Consider the following 18,063-nt stretch of genomic DNA (forward strand, 5'->3'; position numbering starts at 1 on the left):
GTGGCCGGATCCACCCGCACGCGCGCCGCGAAGGGCACGAAGCGGCAGGTGCTGTTCGTCACCGACGAGACCGGTCTCGCCCAGACGCAGGCCGCGCTCGCCGCGCTGCCGATGTGCACGCGCGGCAGCGTCTTCGTCGAGGTGCCGGATGCGTCCGTCGAGGTCGCGCTCGCGCATCCGCCGCGCATGGTCGTCACGGTGATCACGCGGGACGGCCGGGGCGTCGACGGCGCGCCGGCCGCGCCCATGACCGCGGTCGCCCGGGCCGTCGGCGCCTGGGCCAGCGAGATGATGGTGTTCGCGGCGCCCATGTCCGACGAGCACCCCGTCACCGAGGTCAGCGTGCTGCTCGGCGGACACGTCGGCGGCCACGACGACCTGCTGCACCTGCTCGCGACGCGCTGACGCACCGGCGGCTGCGCGTCGCCGACGCCGCCTGCCGTGCGCGCCTCAGCGCCGGGCGGATCCGTCGGCGCCGACCGCGAGCTCCAGCGCCGCCCACAGGTCCCGCCCCAGCTGCCGGTCCGCGGCCTGCGCGGTCGTCTTCCCGTCGGGCGTGAGCTGGTCGAAGTAGGTGCCGTTGGCCGCGCCCAGATCCGGCACCGACGCGAGCTGCACGAGCGGCACCGCGCCCACCTCCGCGGAGATCCCGTAGGCGCCCATCGAGAGCGCGAGCACCGCGCGCATCACGGTGCTGTCGGATCCGAACGACGTGCGCACCAGTCCGGGATGGAACGAGACCGCCTCGATGCCGCGCGGGCCGACGCGCTCGGCGAGCGTGCGCATCATCAGGATCATCATCGCCTTCGACGTGCCGTACGCCTGCCAGCCGCCGAGCCACGGGCGCTTCCGCCACTCGAGGTCGTCGAGGCGCACGCGACCCCAGAGGTTCGCGCGGCTCGCGGTGCCGATGACGCGCACGGGGCTCTCGTCGGCGCGGAGGTCGCGCTGCGTCTCCTCCAGCCGCGGCAGCAGCAGGCGCGTGAGGAGGAACGGCGCGAGCACGTTGCGCTGGAACGTCGTCTCGTGCCCGTCGACCGTGCGGGCGCGCCGCGGCACGAGGCTGCCGGCGTTGAGGGCGAGCACGTGGATCCGCGGGCACGTCTCGAGGAGCGTCGCGGCCAGCCGCCGCACGTCGGCCAGCCGGTCCATGTCGGCGACGACGTGCCGAGCCCCGAGCTCCGCCGCGATGCCGCGCGTGCGCTCCGGATCCCGGCCGACCACGACCACGTCGGCGCCGCGCGCGTGCAGCTCCCGCGCGGCGATGCGGCCGATGCCCGAGCTCGCGCCCGTGATGACGATCGTGCGCCCGTCGAGCGGGCCCGTCACCGGTAGCCGCCCTTCTCCAGGCCCGCCTCGATCTCGAACCGGTTGCGCAGCGGATCCCGCCCCGCCCACGCGTAGAGCAGCGGCATGAGCAGGCCGTACCGCCGCCACTGCGTCACGTGAACGGCCTCGTGCTCGAGCACCGCGGGCCCCGCGTTGTCGCGGGTGAGGTACACCCGGCCGATGCACGTGCCGCCGCGGCCGAAGACCCACGACGGCAGGCCGGTGAGGACGATGAGGTCGCCGTGGCGCCGCACCTCGCCCGTGCTGAGCGGCAGGCCGATGGACAGCGCGATGCCCGTGGCGACGCCGCTGCCCGCGCGCGAGACGGGCGAGTCGAGCAGGACGCCGCGGATTGCGCCCGCGACCGCGCCGAGGCCGGCCCGGATCACGCGGTCGGCCGCCCGTACGTCTCGAGCAGGCGCAGCCACACCTCGCTGATGGTGGGGTACGACGGCACGGCGTGCCAGAGGCGCGTGAGCGGCACCTCGCCGACGACCGCGATGGTGGCGGAGTGCAGGAGCTCGGCGACGTCCGGGCCGACGAACGTGACGCCGACGATGACGCCGCGGTCCTCGTCGACCACCATGCGCGCCTGGCCCGCGTAGCCGTCGGCGTGCAGGCTCGAGCCCGCGACGGAACCGAGGTCGAAGTCGACGACGCGCGAGCGGATGCCGGCGTCCTCCGCCGCCTTCGCCGTGAGGCCGACGCTCGCGACCTCGGGGTCGGTGAACGCGACCTGCGGCACGGCGCGGTGGTCGGCGGTCGCGACGTGCACGCCCCAGGGGGAGTCGTCGACCGTGCCGCCGGTCGCGCGCGCGGCGATGACCTCGCCCGCGGCGCGCGCCTGGTACTTGCCCTGGTGGGTGAGGAGCGCGCGGTGGTTGACGTCGCCGACGGCGTACAGCCACGGCGCGTCCGCGTTGACCTCGCCCGTGACGAGCATCGTGTCGTCCACGTCGAGGTACGCGCCGGGCTCGAGGCCCACGGTGTCGAGGCCCAGGTCGTCGGTGCGCGGGGTGCGGCCGGTGGCGACGAGCACCTCGGCGGCCGTGACGGAGGATCCGTCGGACAGCTCCACGAGCACCTCGTCTCCGTCGCGCGTGACCCGGGAGGGCGAGGCGCCGAGGCGCACGTCGACGCCCATGCCGCGGAGGCTGTCGGCGACGAGCTCGCCCGCGAAGGGCTCCTGTCCGCTGAGCAGGCCGCTGCGGGCGATGATCGTCACGGTGCTGCCGAGGGAGGCGTACGCGGTGGCCATCTCGGCCGCGACCACGCCGCCCCCGATGATGATCACCGAATCCGGCACGACCTCGACGCTCGTGGCCTCGCGGCTCGTCCACGGCTGCGCCTCGGCGAGGCCCGGGATGTCGGGGAGGAGGGCGGCGGTGCCCGTGGAGACGGCGACGGCGTGCGTCGCCTCGTGCTCGACGACGGATCCGTCGGGCGCGGTGACCGTGACGCGCCGGGGCCCGGAGATGCGGCCGTGGCCGCGCGCGAGGTCGATGCCGATGCCCTCGAGCCAGCTCACCTGGCCCTGGTCGTCCCAGGAGCTCGTGAAGGAGTCCCGGCGCTGCAGCACGGCGGCCACGTCGAGCTCGCCCGTGACGGCCTCCTTCGAGCCGGCGACGGCGCGCGCCGCGCGGAGGGCGCTGCCGGAGCGGAGGAGCGCCTTGCTGGGCATGCAGGCCCAGTAGGAGCACTCGCCTCCCACGAGCTCGGACTCGACGACGAGCACGGAGAGCCCGCCCTGCTTCGCGCGGTCGGCGACGTTCTCGCCGACGGGGCCGGCACCGATGACGATGAGGTCGTAGGAGGTCATGGTGCCGACCCTACGCCCGGCCCCCGTCACGCTCCCGGGGCCGCTTCGGCGAGCGGATCAGCGTCCGACGAAGTCCGCCGGGCGCCGCTCGGCGGCGGCCCGCATGCCGCGCGCGGCGTCCTCGGATCCGGCCAGGCGCACGAGCTCTGCGGGCAGCGTGGCGGCGGCCGCGTCGTGGCCGTCGCGCTGCGCGGCCCGGGCGTTCCGGAGCGTCGCCTGCACGGCGAGCGGGGCCTGGGCGGCGATGCGCTCGGCGATCCCGACGGCGGCCTCCAGCTGCTCGCCGTCGGGCACGACGAGCTGCACGATCCGCATCCGCCGGGCCTCCTCCGCATCGAAGAGGTCGCCCGTGAGCATCCAGCGCATGGCGTCGCCCCAGCCCGCGACGGCGGGGAAGCGCAGGGTCGCCCCGCCGAACGGCAGGATCCCGCGCGCCACCTCGATCTGCCCGAAGCGCGTGCCGGCGGACGCCACGACGACGTCGCTCGCGAGCGCCAGCTCGATGCCGAGCGTGAGGCACGTGCCCTGCACCGCGAGCACCACGGGCTTGCCGACGCCGGGACCGGCCACCCGCCACGGGTCGACGCCGTCGTCGGGCACCGTGTCGAGGCCGCCGCCCGGGCCACGGCCGATGTGCGGCGCGACGTCGGCGAGGTCGAGCCCGCCCGTGAAGTGGTCGCCGATCGCGTGCACCACGCCGACCCGCAGCTCCGGGTCGCGGTCGAGCAGGCCGTAGGCGCTCGCGAGCTCGCGGAGCATGCGCATGTCGGCGGCGTTGCGCTTGGCGGGCCGGTCGAGGCCCATGAGCAGGATGTGCCCGCGGCGCTCGACGCGCACGCGGGGAGCGTCGTCGTCGGCCGGGCGGGGCGCGTCGGGGGCGGATGCGGTGCGGGCGTCGTCGTCGGTCACGGCGGTCTCCTTCGATCGTCCCCGCCAGCCTCGCAGGGCGCGTCGCGCGCCGCGACCTCCCGAACGGGAGCAGGGACGCACCGGAGCGCGGGCGGCGCCAGGCCGGGAGCGCGGGGCGCGACGCCGCGCCCCGCGGATCAGACCGGCCCGGTGAGCGCTCCGATGACGCGGAGGATCGTGCCCATGTCGTCCACGGCGGCCGCAGGGGAGGAGGGCGCGAACTCGGTGATGCCCGCCCCCGCGAGCCCGTACGACCGGCGGAGCGCCTTGATCGCGTCGGTGAGGACCTGCACGTCGAGCCCGAACGGCTCGGGGAAGCCGACGCCGGACATGGCGCCCGGATCGAGCACGTCGAGGTCGACGTGGATGTGGACGTGCGTGGCGCCCGTCGCCGCGACGGCCACGACGAGCGACTCCGCGTCGAGCGCGTCCACGGGCAGGTGCGCGATGCCGGCGCTGGCGACGAACGCGGCCTCGGCCTCGTCCAACGCGCGCACCCCGGCGAGCACGACGCGGTCGGCGGTGACCGCCCCGATCGGGAGCGCGAGGCCGTCGGCGCCCTCGCCGAGCACGGCGCGCAGCACCATGCCGTGGAACGCCCCGGACGGGGAAGACGCGGGCGTGTGCAGGTCGGCGTGGGCGTCGAGCCAGACGATCGCGAGGCCCGGATGCGCCTCCGCCGCGTGCCCGATGGACGCCAGCTCGACCCCGCCATCGCCGCCGATGGTGATGACGGGCCCGTCCGCGGCCCGGAGCGCCGCCTCCTGGCGGGTGCGCACCGCGAGCAGCGACGCGTACCGGTGGATGCCGGTGCCGAGCGACTCCCCGGCTTCGACGGGCACCTCGACGACGCGGGTGGCCGACGCGGGCAGGTCGCCGCGGATCGCCTCCGCCCCGTCCGCGAGCCTCATGGCGCGGGACGAGCCCGAGCCCTGCCATTGGGGGACGACGACGAAGGAGGCGGGCACGTCCCCAGTATCGCGTGCGTCGCCGGACATGGCGATGCCCGCCCTCGCCGCGGTGGCGGGAGGACGGGCATCGACCCGGGGAGGAGCGGGGCTACTCCATGTCGCGGTAGCGCTTCGCCTCGGCGAGCGCCGTGCGGAGACCGTCGGCGTCGAGCGCCGGACCGTAGCCGGGGGTGTCGCGCTGGATGCGCCAGCCCTCCGCGAGCGGTCCCGCGTCGACGGTGTCGTAGCCGAAGGAGTCGAGGATCCCGGTGACCGTGGCCTTCGCCTCGGCGTCGTCGCCCGCGATGACGAGCGCGCGGCGGTTCGGCGTGCCGGCGGGGGTGCCGTGCTCCGTGAGGTCGGCGGCGTAGATGTGGTTGAAGGCCTTGACGACCTTCGACTCGGGGAGGTGACGCTGCAGCATCTCCGCGGTCGTGGTGGTCTCCTCGTCGAGCTCGGCGATGTGGCCGTCGCGCTCCGGGTAGTAGTTGTCGGTGTCGATGACGACCTTGCCGGCGAGGGGCTCGACCGGCACGCTGTCGATGTCCTTCAGCGGGATCGTCACGACGACGATCTCGCCGGCCTCGGCGACCTCCTGCACGGTGGCGGCGCGCGCGTGCTCGCCGAGCTCGGCGATCAGGTCGGTGAGCGTCTCCGGGCCGCGGGAGTTCGCGATGACGACGTCGTGGCCGGTGGAGGTGAACAGGCGGGCGAGCTGGCTGCCGATGAGTCCGGCGCCGATGATTCCGATGTTGGTCATGCAGGGGGGAACGGCTGCCACCTGGCAGGCATTCCCCGCGGACGACGACGGGCGCCGCCCCGGAGGACGGCGCCCGCGCATCTGGCCGGTAGGGCTACTCGCCGGACGTGACCTGCTTCGGCGCGGATCCGCCGGACTTGAGCGCGGCCAGGCGCGCCTCGACCTCGGTCAGCTCGCCGAGGTCCTCGAGCTCCTCGAACTGCGCGTCGAGGCTCGAGGCCTGCAGCTCCTCGGCGCCGCGGACGCGGGCCTCCTCGCGGCGGATCTTCTGCTCGAAGCGGCTCACCTCGCTGGTGGGGTCCATGATGTCGATGCTCTTCATCGCGTCCTGCACCTGCGACTGCGCCTGCACCGTCTTCTGGCGGGCGTTCAGCTCGTCGCGCTTGGAGGAGAGCTGCTGGAGCTTGCCGCGCATCGTGTCGAGGCCCTGCTTGAGCTTCTCGACGACCTCGGTCTGCGACGCGATGGTCGGCTCGGCGCCCTTCGCCTCGCTCTCCGACTGCATCTGGCGCTGCAGCGCGACGCGGGCGAGCGCGTCGAACTTGTCGGCGTTCGGGGTGTTGCCGGAGTTCCGGTACTCGTCCGCCTTCTGGCTCGCGGCGAGCGCCTTGCGGCCCCAGTCCTGCGCGGCCTGGACGTCCTCGCGGTGGTCCTCCTCGATCATGCGGAGGTTGCCGATGGTCTGCGCGACGGCGCTCTCGGCCTCGCGGATGCTCTCCGTGTAGTCGCGGACCATCTGGTCCAGCATGAGCTGCGGGTCCTCGGCCTGGTCGATGAGGTTGTTGATGTTGGCCTTCGCGAGCTGGGCGATGCGGCCGAGGATGGACTGCTTGGACATGGGTGCTGCTCCTTCTCGTCTGGTGCTTCGTCGGAATGGGTTGATCATGGGTCGCTCTCGTTCTCGTCGTCGTGCCGTCGTGCGTGCGATGCGTGGGGTGCGCGGATCCGCTAGAAGTCGCCGCCGCCGAAGCCTCCGCCGCCTCCGCCGCCGAAGCCGCCTCCGCTGAAGCCGCCGCCTCCGCCGCCGAAGCCGCCCCCGTCGAAGCCGCCGCCTCCGCCGCCACCCCAGCCGCCGCCTCCGCCGCCCCCGCTGAGGAGACCGCCGAGGATGCCGCCGATGATCGCGCCGCCGAAGGCGTCGCCCCCTCCGCCGCGGCCGCCCATCATGCCGCCGCCGTAGCCGCCGTACCCGCCGCCCTGGTCGAGGTCGCGCTGGGCGGCCTCGATGGCCTGGGCCGAGTAGGAGGTCGCGGCCTGGGCCGCGGCGACCGCGCGCACCGGATCCCGGGGAGCGGCCTCGTGCGCGTCGTCGAGCGCGCGCTGCGCATGGGCGAGGCGCGTGCGCGCCTCCTCGCCGACGCCGCCGCGACGGGTCGAGATGAAGTCGCGGGCCGTCGCCACCTGGCTCTCGGCCGTCGAGAGCGCGCGCGGCAGGTAGCCGATCGCGCGCTGCACCTGCTCCTGCTGCTCGCGTACCGGCGCGAGCGCCTCGTCGAGCCGGGCCTCCGCCTCCTGCAGGAGCGTGACGCTCGTGAGCGGATCCGCGAGGCGGCCCTGCAGCGGCTTCGCGTCGGCGATCGCCTGCTCGGCGGCCTCCACGAGGCGCGTCAGCTCCGGCATGCGCCCGCCGCGCTGGGCGGCGCGGGCGTCCTGGATGTCGCTGCGGACGTCCGCGATCTCCTCCTGCACGCGCGTGGACGCGTGCTCGAGGTCGGAGGACACGCGGTCGACCACGTCGAGGAGCTTCCCGGCCTGACCGACGGACTGCTGCGCGGCGCGGACCTTCACCGCGATCTCGCCGGTCGAGGTCCGGTCGCCCGCGCGGATCGCGTCGGCCGCCTCCTGCGCCGTGTCGGTCGCGAAGGAGAGGAGCGAGCGGGCCTGGTCGACGTTGCCGGTGACGGTCGTCATCGACGGGCCGGCGTAGCGGCGGCCGAGCAGCTCCACCGCCTCCTGCGTGCGCTCGATGCGCGACTTCAGCGCCTCGGCGTCGGTGACGATGGCGGCGAGCGTCTGCGGCGCGTTCTGCTCGAGCGCGCGCAGCTCCTCGAACGACGCGGCCTGCGCGTCGAGCTCGGCGCGCGCCTCCTCGCACAGGTCGACGATGCGGGCGGCCCACGTGCGGCGCTCCTCGTCGGTGTCCTCGATCGTGTCGTCGAGCTTCTGCTTGAGGGCGAAGGCCTCGCGCACCTTGCCGCCCGCGGAGACGAGCACCTCGCGGTAGGGCCCGACCGCGCCGGATCCGAACTCCGCCTCCGCGAAGCCGACCTCCTGCTCGCTGGTCTCGAGCGCGTCGTCGAGCTGCACGAGCATGCTGCCGGCGCGCTGCTCGGCGGTGCGCATCTCCTCGAGCACCGCCTGCCGCTTCTGGGCGACGGCCTTCTTCTTCTTGCGTCTACCGAGCAGGGTCGTCACGACGGTGGCCAGGAGGATCGCGCCGAGCACGTAGAGGAGGACGAGGCCGAAGTCGATGCCGGAGCCGTTCCCGGTCGAGGGGGTGGATCCGGTGCCGGTCTCGGCGACGGTGCCGGTCTGCGAGATGGACTGGAGCCCTTGCGCGGCGTCGATCGCGGCGCCGGACCAGTCGCCGTCCTCGAGGCGGGGCTTGACCACGCCGTTCTCGAGCTGATCGCGCTGGGCGAGGGAGACGCTGTCGGGGACGCCGACGACGAACTGCCGGCCGTCGACCGCGACCGCGACGATGGCGTCGTTCGAGCCGAAGCCGTTCGCGGCCTTCGTGGCCTCGCCCCAGGCCTTCTGGCTCGCCGCCCCCGTGAACGTGTCGACGTACGCGACGTGGAGCGTCACCCCGGTCTGCTGCTGCAGCTGGTCGATCGCCTGCTGGATCTGCTGCTCCTGCGCGGAGGTGACGGCACCGGCCGGGTCGAGGATCGACGCCCCGCCGAACTGCACCGGCTCCGTGGCCTGCGCCATCTGGGGCACGAGGGCCCCGGCCAGACCGAGCGCGAGCGCGGCCCCCAGCAATCTCGCGGACCGCGGCATGCGACTCCTCCGTCGTCTCAAGGTCGTGCTCCGTCCAGGCTAGTGGCGCGGGTGCCGTGCGGGGCCGCGGGGACGGCTCCCGTCCGGGTCACGCGAGCTCCGTGGTCGTGCGGTCGCGGGGGTCCCAGCGGCGGAGGCCCGCGACCGGGGCGGCGACCGGATCCAGCCGGCCGAGCGCGTCGACCGCCCGGCCCAGCTCCTCCGCGCTGAGGCGCAGCGCGAGGGAGACGTGCGGGGTCCAGGATCCGGGGCGCGTGTGGGGGACGACCTCGACCGGCTCCGCGCCGGCGTCCTCGTGGTCGCCGTCCGCGGCCGGCTCCGCGAGGCAGGCGTCGACGGCCGCGTGGATCCGCCCGTGCAGCGCGAGCAGCGCCTCGTCCACCACGACCTGCCGCGCCAGCACCAGGCCGCGCGGCGGGACGCCGAAGACGAGGAGGCCGCCCAGCCGGAGCGTCGGCAGGGGAGCGGACGCGGCGATCGCGCGCACGGCGTCGTCCGCGGATCCGACCAGGCCGTGCGCCGCGAGCAACGTCACGTGCGGCCGGTTCGTCGCACCGGCGTGATCGGCGAGGCTCGGGACCGCGGCGTCGGCGAGGGCGCGCCACATGCCGCGGACCGCGGCGTCGGACGCCGCGTCCAGCGTGAACTCGACGCTGCCGGCGCTCAGGGGCGGGGCGGGGTCGGGGGCGGCGTCGGGCCCTGGCCGCGGCCGCCGTCGGGGCCGAGCTTCCGCAGCTGGTCGTCGGCGGCCCGGCGCGCCTTCTGGATCTTGTCGGCGTGCTTGCTGCCGGTGGCCTTGTCGGCGATGCCCGACACCTTGTCGATGGCGGTGCGGCCGACGTCCTGGCCCTTGGACGTGCGCAGGAATCCGGTGGCGGCGGCGGCGATGCGGGACAGCTTCACGGGTGGTCTCCTATGTAGGGGATCGGGTGGGGCCGTGCCCGGGCGGCGCGGCGGTCGTCCTCCGACCATCCTGGCGGGTCGCGCCTGTGCCGGAGCGGGGAGTCTCCTCGGGAGAGGGAATGCGACGGCCGCGCGCGAGCCGGACACGCGCCCACCGCGGACGAGGGAGGCGGCGCGGCGGGCGTCCCCGCCGGTGCTACCCTGGATCCGCGCTCGCGCGCACCCTGGCCCCCATAGCTCAGGGGATAGAGCACTGCCCTCCGGAGGCAGGGGCGGAGGTTCGAATCCTCCTGGGGGCACACCTTCCCATATCCCGTGTTGGTGCGGTGAGCGGCCGGTCCCGTCAGCGGGGCCGGCCGCTCGTGCGTACGGGGTCGGGCCGTCGCGCTCGGCCGGCATCCCACGGGCGATGGAGTCGCGGCGAAGACACGCGGCGAGGCCCGAGACGGGTCTCGGGTCCCGCCGCGCGATGCTGGGCCCAACTGGGGGGCGGGCCTGTCGATGACGTTAGGGGAGGCCGCCGCGGCCGAGAAGGCGCGCCGGTACTGGAAAAGGCCAGTGGAGCAGGGGCCAATCCGATCCCCTCCGGGTGCCGAACGGCCGCTCCGGCGCGCCCGCGACGCCTCTGCCCGTCGCCTCCCGGCACCCCCGCACAGGCGGCCTAGGCTCGGCGCATGGCAGACGACGACGACTCCACCTCCCTCCGCGACCTCCTGAAGGGCGCGAAGCCGAAGCCCCACGACTTCCCCGAGCTCGACCCGGCCGCGCTGCCCGGCGACCCGATCGACCTCGTCATCGACTGGATCCGCGACGCCGTCGCCCACGACGCCGCCGAGGTGAACGCGGTCGTGCTGGCGACCGCGGACGCCGAGGGCCGCCCGAGCGCGCGCACCCTCCTCCTCAAGGACGTCACGCCCACCGTCGACGACGAGCCCGGCGCCCTGTGGTTCTCATCGCTCGCCGACAGCCCCAAGGGCCGCGACCTCGAGGCGAACCCGCGCGCGGCGCTCGTCGCGTACTGGCGCGAGCGCGGGCGCCAGATCCGCGCGACGGGCCCCGTCTTCCACGGCGACCGCGAGGTCAGCGAGCGCGACTTCCTCGCGCGCCACCCCGCGTCGCGCGCCGAGGTCATCGCGGGCGACCAGAGCGAGCCGATGCCCGACGCCGCCGAGCGCGACGCGCGCGTGGCCCGTGCGCGGGAGGCGGTGGACGCGGATCCCGAGCTCGTCGCCGAGTCGTGGCGCGCCTACGTGCTCCAGCCGACCGTCGTCGAGTTCTGGCAGGCGACGGAGGACCACGGGCAGCTGCGGATCATCTACCGCGCCGATGCGGACGGCACCTGGTCGCACACCCTCGTCTGGCCCTGACCGGCGTCGCCGGGCGCGGGCCGCGAGCGTGTTGCGGCAGATGACGCGGAGGGTGCGGCGCCGCACCCGAGCCCGCACACTGGATCCATGCCCGCACCCCTCCGCCGCCTCGCCGTCGTGCAGGTGACCCGATCCCGGCCCGAGGCCGTCGACTACCACCGGCTCGTGCAGGGCCTCAACATGCGCGTGGCCGAGGTCGCGGGCCAGGCTGGCTGGGTCGTGGAGAACCTCGCCGCGGAGGACGAGGGCGTGGAGTCGCTCCTCGAGCGCACGCGCGACGCGGACGCCGTCGTCATCATGGGCGGCGAGGACGTCGCGCCCCGCTTCTACGGTGGTCCCGCCGACTACGAGGGCCGCTCGCCGCACCGCGAGGTGGCGGACGCCGGCCAGATCGCGCTCGTCCGCCGGGCGGTCGCCGAGGGCACGCCGCTCCTCGGGATCTGCCGCGGTGCCCAGATCGTCAACGTCGCGCTCGGCGGCACCCTCCAGCAGCACATCGGCGGCGTGGGGGAGCACCGCAATCAGGCGGACGACATCACGGCGGTCATGCGCGACCACGACGTGCGGGTCGCGGCCGACAGCCGTCTCGCGCGCGTCCTCGGATCCACCGCGCTCGTCGTGCGCAGCGCCCACCACCAGGCGGTCGACCGGCCGGGCGCGGGACTCCGCGTCGTCGCCGTCGCGCCCGACGGCGTGCCGGAGGCGGTCGAGCACGAGACGGCGCCCATCACCGGCGTGCAGTGGCACCCTGAGGATGCCGCTGCCGAGCGCGACCAGCTCCCCGCGCTGCTGGCGGCGCTCGCCGAGCAGTGCGCCCGCCGCGAGCCCGCGCGGGCGGACGTCGCGGCCTGAGCCGACGCGGTCCGAGAACGCACGGCCCGCGCACGACGCGACCCGCCCGCGTCGTACGCGGGCGGGTCGCCGTGGTCCGGATCCCGGTGGGCGTCAGGGCATGACGTCGCCGCTGTTCGGCCCCAGGGTCTGGCCGACGAAGAGGTTGCCGTCGGGATCGGCGGCGAGCATCACCGCGACCGGCGCCACCTCGTCGACCGTTCCGAATCGCCCGAGGGGCAGCTCGCGCCGCTTGGCGGCCTTCCAGTCCTCGGAGATCCCGTCGACCAGCGGGGTCTCGATGGGCCCCGGCGCGATCACGTTGGCCAGCACGTTGGAGGCCGAGACCTCGAGCGCGAGCGACTTCGTGAACGCGATGACCCCGGCCTTCGCGGCCGCGTAGTGCGCGAGGCCCGTGCCGCCCTTCTGCCCGAGCTGCGAGGCGATCTGGATGATGCGGCCGTCGCGCCGGGCGAGCATCCCCGGCAGCACGGCACGCGTGACGAGGAAGACGCTCGTGAGGTCGACGTCGATCGTGCGCTGCCAGGTCGCGAGGTCCATGTCCGCGACGTGCGCCTCGGTGAGGATGCCGTGCGACGAGACGAGCGCGTCGATCCGGCCGAGCAGGGCCTCCGCCTCCGCGACGGCGCGCGCGACCTCGCGCTCGTCCGCGAGGTCGGCCGTGACGGCGCCGTCCGCGCCGAGGTCGGCGGCGACGTCGTGCACCGCGGCGGAGCGGTCGAGGAGCACGACGCGCGCGCCCGCCCGGAGGAAGTGCGCCGCCACCGCGCGGCCGATGCCGCTCGCCGCGCCCGTGACGAGGGCCGTGCGCCCGAGGAGCCGCTCGCTGCGGGCGGGTCCGGGCGCCGTCACCGCGCTCACTCCTGCATCGCGACCGTCAGGCCGCCGTCGACGGTGATGCACTGCCCGGTCACGTACGCCGCGTCGTCGGAGGCGAGGAACGCGATGACCGCGGCCACGTCCTCGGGACGGCCGACGCGGCCCGCCGGGATCCGCTCGGCAGCCCGGCGGAGGCCGTCGGGACCGAGCGAGTTGACGCCGTCGAGGGACTGCGGCGTCTCGATGAGGCCGGGGATGACGGTGTTGGCGCGGATGCCGCGCGGCGCGAGCTCCACGCCCACGCTGCGGATGAGTCCCACCACGCCGGCCTTCGCGGTCGCGTAGTGCGCGTGGTCGCCCCAGCCGTAGACGCCGCCCGCGATGGAGGAGACGGCGACGACGGAACCGCCCGCGCCGAGATGGGGCTCGGTCGCCCGGACGAGGCGCATCACGCCGCCGAGGTCGACGCCGAGCACCTCGTCCCACCGGTCGTCGGTCATGGCGCCGAGGGGCGCGCGGCGGAGGATGCCCGCGGCCGCGACGACGTGATCCACCCGGCCGTACGCGTCGAGGGCGGCCTGCACGAACGCGTCGACGGACGCCGTGGACGACACGTCGAGGTCCACCGCGACGCCCTCGCCGCCGACCGCGCGCACGGCCGCGAGCGTCTCGCCCGCATCGTGCGGATCCGCGGGGAAGCGCCCCACGACCACGCGGTCGCCGCGCGCGGCCAGCCGCACCGCCGTGGCCCGGCCGATGCCCGACGCTCCGCCGGAGATCAGCGCGACGGGCGCGCCCGCGCCGCCGCCCGCGCTGCCGCTCACGCCTCCGCTCCCCGCGACTCGCCCGTCGACTTCGCGAGCAGCATCACGAGCGCCGACGCGAGGATGCCGCCCGCGCCCACCCACAGGGCCGCCGTGCCGAAGGTCATCGACCCCGCCGTCAGCGCCGTGAGCAGGAAGCCGCCGATGATCGCGCCGGGCTGGCTCATGGCGCCGATGAAGCTGGACCCGGTGGCGCGGCAGTCGCTGTCGAAGCAGCCGGCCTGGAAGAAGAGGATGGCGGCGTAGGGCCCGAGCAGGAAGAACAGGCCCACCATGTACGCGACGAGGACGAAGCCCGCGTCGTCCGGCCCGAGCAGCATCGTGGCGAAGGCGAGGCCCGCGATGAGCCAGCCGCCGACGATCACGTTGCGCCGCCCGAGCCGGTCGCCCAGCCAGCCGTGCACGAGGTAGCCGAGGACGCCCACGCAGTTCGAGCCGATGACGAGCAGCAGCGCGTCGGACGCGTCGATGTGCTTGCCCGACTCGAGCACGGTCGTGCCGAGCACCGAGAACGTCTGGATCCCGAACCAGTTCAGCAGCCACGCGACGCTGAGCACGATCGTGCTGCGCAGGTGCTTGCCCTGGAAGATGCGCGCGAGCGGCGCGGACTTCTGCACGTCGAGGCCGGTGGCCCGCGCGAAGGCGGCGGCCTCGTCCTCGAGGCCGGCGGCGCGCAGCCGGCGGATCCGCTGCTGCGCCACGAACTGCGGGCTCTCCCGCAGCGTGAGGCAGACCGCGGCGACCACGAGCGCCGGCACGGTGGCGAGCCCGAACGCGATGCGCCACTCGCCCGGCCCGAATACCGAGGTGATGAGGGTCACGAACGCCGCCGCCAGCAACGCCCCGATGGGCCAGCCCGTCTGCACGATGGCGTAGACGAAGCCCTTGTTGCGGCGGATCCGCTCGTCCTCCGTCAGCTCGTAGATCTCGTTGAGGTACGTCGCGTTGATCGACTGCTCCGCGAGTCCGAGCCCGCTGATGCTGCGGATGCCGACGAGCGAGGCGGCGCCCGCGCTGAGGGCCGTCGCGCCGGACGACATCGCCGTGCCCGTGACCGAGACGACCATGCCCACGCGGCGGCCGAGCCGGTCGACCATCGGGCCGACGAGCAGCACGACCACGGCGGTGCCGACGCTCACGAGCGTCGAGACGAGCAGCGCCTCGCTGGTGTCCCAGCCGAAGTCGCGCGAGATGTCCGGCAGCAGCGTGCCGAAGAGGATGAAGTCGTAGACCGCGATGGTCCACGCGAGGAACGCGATGCCGGTCACGCGCCGGGTCTGCCGGACGCTGACGGTCTCGAGGGCGGCGGGCGCGGAGGAGCCGCCCGCCGGGGAGGCGGTGGGACGGGAGGTGCCGGTGCTCATGGTCGTGGTCCTTCCAGGGCGTCGGGGTCAGCGGACGCGCGGCGAGCGCGCCTGGAAGTCGCGGGCGATCTCGTCGAAGGTCGCCCAGCGGACGCCCTCGTGCGAGTTGATGTGGGCGATGAGCCGCTCGAGCATGAGCAGCACCTGCGGCCGGCCGGAGACGTCGGGGTGGATCGTGAACGTGAAGACGCCGTAGTCCTGCTCGCGGTAGACCCAGTCGAACTGGTCGCGCCACATCTCCTCGAGGTGCCGGGGGTTCACGAAGCCGTGGCTGTTCGGGCTGCCCTTGACGAACATCATGGGAGGCAGGTCGTCCAGGTACCACGACGCGGGGATCTCCACGAGGTCGGTCTCCTCGCCGCGCACGAGCGGGTGCATCCAGCTGGCGGCGTCCTTCGTGTAGTCGACGCCCTGCCACGTGTCGCCGACGCGCACGTAGTACGGCTCGAAGTCGCGGTGCATGAGCGAGTGGTCGTAGCGGATGCCGCGCTCGATGAGGAGCTCGTTCGTCACGCGGGAGAACTCCCACCACGGCGCGACGTAGCCGCTGGGGCGGCGGCCGGCCCGCGACTCGATGAGCTCGATGGAGCGGTCGAGCACGTCGGCCTCCTGCTGCCGCGACATCTCGATGGGGTTCTCGTGGCTGTAGCCGTGCGCGCCGATCTCGTGGCCCGCGGCGACGACCTGGTCGAACTCGCGGGGGAACGTCTCGATGGAGTGGCCCGGCCAGAACCAGGTGGAGGGGAGGTCGTGCTTGGCGAGCAGCGCGTTGAGGCGGGGCACGCCGACCTCGCCCGCGAAGAGCCCGCGGGAGATGTCGCCGGGGGAGTCCTGGCCGCCGTACGAGCCGAGCCAGCCGCTCACGGCATCGACGTCGATGCCGAACGCGATGATGATGTCCTTGGCCATGGGTGGTCCTTTCGATCGGGTGATGCGGGTCAGGCCGGCGTCGGGCTGTCGGCCGGGTGGGGGAGTGCGGTCGCGGGGGCGGCGGCGGCAGCCAGCAGGCGGCGCGCGTCGTCGACGGGGTGGTGGTCGAGGAGCAGGGCGATGGCGATGCGCGCCTGGGCCACGGAGAGGTGGCCGAGCGGGACCGCGCCCGCGCGCACCGCGTCGGCCGCGCCGCCGTCGCCGTAGATCGCGGCGACGGGTCCGTGGGCGACGCGCGTGCCGAGCGCGACGAGGATCCCGGCGCGCGTCGCCGCCGCGATCTCCGGGATCAGCGCGCGGTTCGTGTTCCCGGCGCCCGTGCCGATGACGACGACCGCGCGGGCCCCCGCGGCGACGGCGGCGCGGAAGAGGACCGCGTCGGATCCGGGGTGCACGCTCACGCAGTCCACGCGGATGCCGTCGAAACGGGGCGACGGCAGCGGCAGCGGCGGCAGCGCCCGCTCGGGCGCGAGGAGGGTGACGTCGTCGCCCGCGACCCGGCCGACAGGCTCGCCGTCGCGCGGGGCGAACGCGTCCGCGTCGAGCGTGCGGGCCTTGGCGACGCCGTCGGCGGCGTGGATCCGGGAGGCGAAGACGACGAGGGCGCCGGCGCCGCGCGCCGCGCGCGACGCGGCCACGACGATCGCGTCCCGCAGGTTGCCCGGTCCGTCGCCGCCCGGGGTGTCGGCGGCGCGCTGCGCGCCCGTGAGCACGACCGGCCGCGCGTCGTCGCCGACCAGCTGCAGGAGCGCCGCGGTCTCCTCGAGGGTGTCGGTGCCGTGCGTCACGACGACGCCGTCGACGTCGTCCCGGGCGAGACCCGCGGCGACCGCCTCGGCGATCGTGCGGAGGTCGGCGTGCGTCAGCGCGAACGAGTTGGCGCGGAGCACGTCGTGGCTCTCCACCGTGATCGCGGCGGGCAGGGCGGGCATGGACGAGAGGAGGCGCTCGGCGGGATCCGCGGCCACGGCGGCGCCGTCGGGGCGCGTGCGCGAGGCGATGGTCCCGCCGGTGGCGAGGACGAGGACGTGGGGCATGACGTCGATCCTGAATTCCGCAAACGATTGCGTCAATGGTTCTCGTGGAACGTTCGTGTTGCCGTCCTGTTGCGCGGGTGTTTCGGCGCCGGCGGGGCGGATGCCTCTCCCGGCGCCCCGCGGACGCTGTGCCATGCTGATCGGGTGAGGAGGCGCGAGTGACCCAGAAGCGCCGGCCGCCCACCACGCAGCGCATGATCGCGGAGCTCGCGGGCGTGAGCGTCACCACCGTCTCCCGCGTGCTCAACTCCCGCGAGGAGCACCCCGAGCGGTGGGCCGGACCCGAGACCGTCGCCGCGATCCTCGACATCGCGCAGCGCAGCGGCTACCGGCGGAACCCGCACGCGGCGAGCCTCCGCACGTCGCGCTCTGACCTCGTGGGCGTGCTCGTGCCGCGGCTGCAGGACTTCGTGCTAGCCACGGTCTACGAGGGCATCGACGAGGCGGCGACCGAGCGCGACGTCTCCACCTTCGTCACCAACAGCCTCGACCGGCCGGAGCTCCAGCGCACCCGCACGCGCAGCATGCTCGACCGCCGCGTCGACGGCATGATCTTCGGCGACGCCCACCTCGACGACCCGCTCCTCGACGAGCTGGCGGAGGAGGGCGTGCCGTTCGTGCTCGTGTCGCGCCGGCGTGGCGACCACGTCGCCATCACGTGCGACGACGTGGCCGGCGGGCGCCTGGCCGCCGAGCACCTCATCGCGCAGGGGCGGACGCGGCCCGCGGTCCTCGCCGGGATGCCGTTCGCCTCCACGGCGGTGGACCGCACGGCCGGGTTCCTCCGGGCCTATGCGGACGCGGGGATGCCCGTTCCGCCAGAGCGCGTGATCCACCTCGGCTTCGACGCGCCCGCGGGACGCGAGGCGGCGGAGACGGTGCTGGCCGCCGGTCCGGGAGCACGGCCGGACGCGCTCTTCGCGACCAACGACTTCGCCGCCATCGGGGCGATGGGCGCCCTCCGCGACGCGGGCCTCCAGGTGCCGGACGACGTCGCGCTCGTGGGCTACAACGACACGCCGCTCGCTGCGTCCGGGTCCATCGGCCTCACGAGCGTGCGCTCGCCCGCCCACCGGATGGGACGCCTCGCGCTCGAGGCGCTGCTCGCCCTGGTGGACGGGCGGGAGCAGGAGTCGCGGCTGCTCGAGCCGACCCTCGTCGCGCGCGACTCGAGCGGGCCGCACGGAGCCTGACCGC

At 74.8% G+C, this 18,063-nt stretch carries 19 protein-coding genes and 1 tRNA gene; 5 read left to right on the plus strand and 15 right to left on the minus strand.

Annotation, left to right across the window (positions count from 1 at the left end; genetic code table 11):
* Positions 1 to 405, plus strand: coding sequence for an SIP domain-containing protein (locus AWH51_RS15080; RefSeq protein ID WP_063072869.1), 405 nt, complete (start codon positions 1 to 3; stop codon positions 403 to 405).
* 45 nt (positions 406 to 450) lie between these two features.
* Here the strand turns inward: AWH51_RS15080 and AWH51_RS15085 are convergent, their stop codons facing one another.
* The 10 genes from AWH51_RS15085 to AWH51_RS15130 form a co-directional block, all read right to left on the minus strand.
* The gene (locus AWH51_RS15085) at positions 451 to 1,329 is read right to left on the minus strand and encodes an SDR family NAD(P)-dependent oxidoreductase (protein ID WP_063072870.1); all 879 of its coding nucleotides are present in this window, start codon (positions 1,327 to 1,329) and stop codon (positions 451 to 453) included.
* Positions 1,326 to 1,718 carry a hypothetical protein gene (locus tag AWH51_RS15090; RefSeq protein WP_063072871.1) on the minus strand — a complete coding sequence of 131 codons (393 nt, stop codon included), beginning with the start codon at positions 1,716 to 1,718 and terminating at the stop codon, positions 1,326 to 1,328. Before AWH51_RS15090 ends, AWH51_RS15085 begins: the two co-directional genes overlap by 4 nt.
* Entirely contained in the window at positions 1,715 to 3,148 is a 1,434-nt protein-coding gene (locus tag AWH51_RS15095; protein WP_063072872.1) for a dihydrolipoyl dehydrogenase family protein, read from the minus strand. Before AWH51_RS15095 ends, AWH51_RS15090 begins: the two co-directional genes overlap by 4 nt.
* Positions 3,149 to 3,205: 57 nt before the next feature.
* On the minus strand, positions 3,206 to 4,057 hold the full coding sequence (locus AWH51_RS15100; RefSeq protein WP_302621248.1) for a crotonase/enoyl-CoA hydratase family protein: 852 nt from the start codon (positions 4,055 to 4,057) through the stop codon (positions 3,206 to 3,208).
* Between the two features lie 137 nt (positions 4,058 to 4,194).
* Positions 4,195 to 5,025, minus strand: coding sequence for an arginase family protein (locus tag AWH51_RS15105; protein WP_081235159.1), 831 nt, complete (start codon positions 5,023 to 5,025; stop codon positions 4,195 to 4,197).
* Between the two features lie 91 nt (positions 5,026 to 5,116).
* The gene (locus AWH51_RS15110; RefSeq protein ID WP_063072874.1) at positions 5,117 to 5,767 is read right to left on the minus strand and encodes an NADPH-dependent F420 reductase; all 651 of its coding nucleotides are present in this window, start codon (positions 5,765 to 5,767) and stop codon (positions 5,117 to 5,119) included.
* Between the two features lie 94 nt (positions 5,768 to 5,861).
* Positions 5,862 to 6,605 carry a PspA/IM30 family protein gene (locus AWH51_RS15115; protein ID WP_063072875.1) on the minus strand — a complete coding sequence of 248 codons (744 nt, stop codon included), beginning with the start codon at positions 6,603 to 6,605 and terminating at the stop codon, positions 5,862 to 5,864.
* A 110-nt stretch (positions 6,606 to 6,715) separates the two neighbouring features.
* A complete protein-coding gene (locus tag AWH51_RS15120) occupies positions 6,716 to 8,770 on the minus strand; it encodes a TPM domain-containing protein (RefSeq protein WP_063072876.1) in 2,055 nt (684 codons plus the stop codon).
* An 88-nt stretch (positions 8,771 to 8,858) separates the two neighbouring features.
* On the minus strand, positions 8,859 to 9,377 hold the full coding sequence (locus AWH51_RS15125) for a 2'-5' RNA ligase family protein (protein WP_081235160.1): 519 nt from the start codon (positions 9,375 to 9,377) through the stop codon (positions 8,859 to 8,861).
* A gap of 56 nt (positions 9,378 to 9,433) precedes the next feature.
* Positions 9,434 to 9,673, minus strand: coding sequence for an antitoxin (locus AWH51_RS15130; protein WP_063072877.1), 240 nt, complete (start codon positions 9,671 to 9,673; stop codon positions 9,434 to 9,436).
* Between the two features lie 227 nt (positions 9,674 to 9,900).
* Here AWH51_RS15130 and AWH51_RS15135 point away from each other — a divergent pair.
* From AWH51_RS15135 to AWH51_RS15145, 3 genes are all read left to right on the plus strand, one after another.
* Positions 9,901 to 9,972: transfer RNA gene (locus AWH51_RS15135), tRNA-Arg, on the plus strand.
* Positions 9,973 to 10,347: 375 nt separating this feature from the next.
* A complete protein-coding gene (locus tag AWH51_RS15140; protein WP_063072878.1) occupies positions 10,348 to 11,040 on the plus strand; it encodes a pyridoxine/pyridoxamine 5'-phosphate oxidase in 693 nt (230 codons plus the stop codon).
* A gap of 87 nt (positions 11,041 to 11,127) precedes the next feature.
* Positions 11,128 to 11,892, plus strand: a complete 765-nt coding sequence (locus AWH51_RS15145; RefSeq protein ID WP_063072879.1) for a gamma-glutamyl-gamma-aminobutyrate hydrolase family protein — start codon at positions 11,128 to 11,130, stop codon at positions 11,890 to 11,892.
* 93 nt (positions 11,893 to 11,985) lie between these two features.
* On the opposite strand, the gene AWH51_RS15150 is transcribed toward AWH51_RS15145, so the two are convergent.
* From AWH51_RS15150 to AWH51_RS15170, 5 genes are read right to left on the minus strand one after another with little or no spacing between them, the layout of a single operon-like run.
* The gene (locus tag AWH51_RS15150) at positions 11,986 to 12,744 is read right to left on the minus strand and encodes an SDR family NAD(P)-dependent oxidoreductase (RefSeq protein ID WP_063072956.1); all 759 of its coding nucleotides are present in this window, start codon (positions 12,742 to 12,744) and stop codon (positions 11,986 to 11,988) included.
* Positions 12,745 to 12,749: 5 nt separating this feature from the next.
* Positions 12,750 to 13,535: an SDR family NAD(P)-dependent oxidoreductase gene (locus AWH51_RS15155; protein ID WP_063072880.1), complete on the minus strand. Its 786-nt coding sequence runs from the start codon at positions 13,533 to 13,535 to the stop codon at positions 12,750 to 12,752.
* Entirely contained in the window at positions 13,532 to 14,899 is a 1,368-nt protein-coding gene (locus AWH51_RS15160; RefSeq protein ID WP_063072881.1) for an MFS transporter, read from the minus strand. The genes AWH51_RS15155 and AWH51_RS15160 overlap by 4 nt, the downstream gene beginning before the upstream one ends.
* Before the next feature lie 27 nt (positions 14,900 to 14,926).
* Positions 14,927 to 15,808 carry a polysaccharide deacetylase family protein gene (locus AWH51_RS15165; RefSeq protein WP_063072882.1) on the minus strand — a complete coding sequence of 294 codons (882 nt, stop codon included), beginning with the start codon at positions 15,806 to 15,808 and terminating at the stop codon, positions 14,927 to 14,929.
* Between the two features lie 29 nt (positions 15,809 to 15,837).
* Entirely contained in the window at positions 15,838 to 16,866 is a 1,029-nt protein-coding gene (locus AWH51_RS15170) for an asparaginase (RefSeq protein ID WP_063072883.1), read from the minus strand.
* A gap of 158 nt (positions 16,867 to 17,024) precedes the next feature.
* Here AWH51_RS15170 and AWH51_RS15175 point away from each other — a divergent pair, with 158 nt between their 5' ends.
* The gene (locus AWH51_RS15175; protein WP_175345539.1) at positions 17,025 to 18,059 is read left to right on the plus strand and encodes a LacI family DNA-binding transcriptional regulator; all 1,035 of its coding nucleotides are present in this window, start codon (positions 17,025 to 17,027) and stop codon (positions 18,057 to 18,059) included.
* Positions 18,060 to 18,063: the final 4 nt, after the last annotated feature.

This window comes from Clavibacter tessellarius, assembly GCF_001618005.1.
GTDB lineage: Bacteria > Actinomycetota > Actinomycetes > Actinomycetales > Microbacteriaceae > Clavibacter > Clavibacter tessellarius_A.

What these genes read in the sequence shown, in the direction of transcription:
- AWH51_RS15115 (WP_063072875.1), bottom strand. Translation starts at nt 6,605, where the DNA reads ATGTCCAAGCAGTCCATCCTCGGCCGCATCGCCCAGCTCGCGAAGGCC.
- AWH51_RS15170 (WP_063072883.1), bottom strand. Translation starts at nt 16,866, where the DNA reads ATGCCCCACGTCCTCGTCCTCGCCACCGGCGGGACCATCGCCTCGCGC.
- AWH51_RS15140 (WP_063072878.1), top strand. Translation starts at nt 10,348, where the DNA reads ATGGCAGACGACGACGACTCCACCTCCCTCCGCGACCTCCTGAAGGGC.
- AWH51_RS15120 (WP_063072876.1), bottom strand. Translation starts at nt 8,770, where the DNA reads ATGCCGCGGTCCGCGAGATTGCTGGGGGCCGCGCTCGCGCTCGGTCTG.
- AWH51_RS15125 (WP_081235160.1), bottom strand. Translation starts at nt 9,377, where the DNA reads ATGTGGCGCGCCCTCGCCGACGCCGCGGTCCCGAGCCTCGCCGATCAC.
- AWH51_RS15110 (WP_063072874.1), bottom strand. Translation starts at nt 5,767, where the DNA reads ATGACCAACATCGGAATCATCGGCGCCGGACTCATCGGCAGCCAGCTC.
- AWH51_RS15145 (WP_063072879.1), top strand. Translation starts at nt 11,128, where the DNA reads ATGCCCGCACCCCTCCGCCGCCTCGCCGTCGTGCAGGTGACCCGATCC.
- AWH51_RS15165 (WP_063072882.1), bottom strand. Translation starts at nt 15,808, where the DNA reads ATGGCCAAGGACATCATCATCGCGTTCGGCATCGACGTCGATGCCGTG.
- AWH51_RS15160 (WP_063072881.1), bottom strand. Translation starts at nt 14,899, where the DNA reads ATGAGCACCGGCACCTCCCGTCCCACCGCCTCCCCGGCGGGCGGCTCC.
- AWH51_RS15095 (WP_063072872.1), bottom strand. Translation starts at nt 3,148, where the DNA reads ATGACCTCCTACGACCTCATCGTCATCGGTGCCGGCCCCGTCGGCGAG.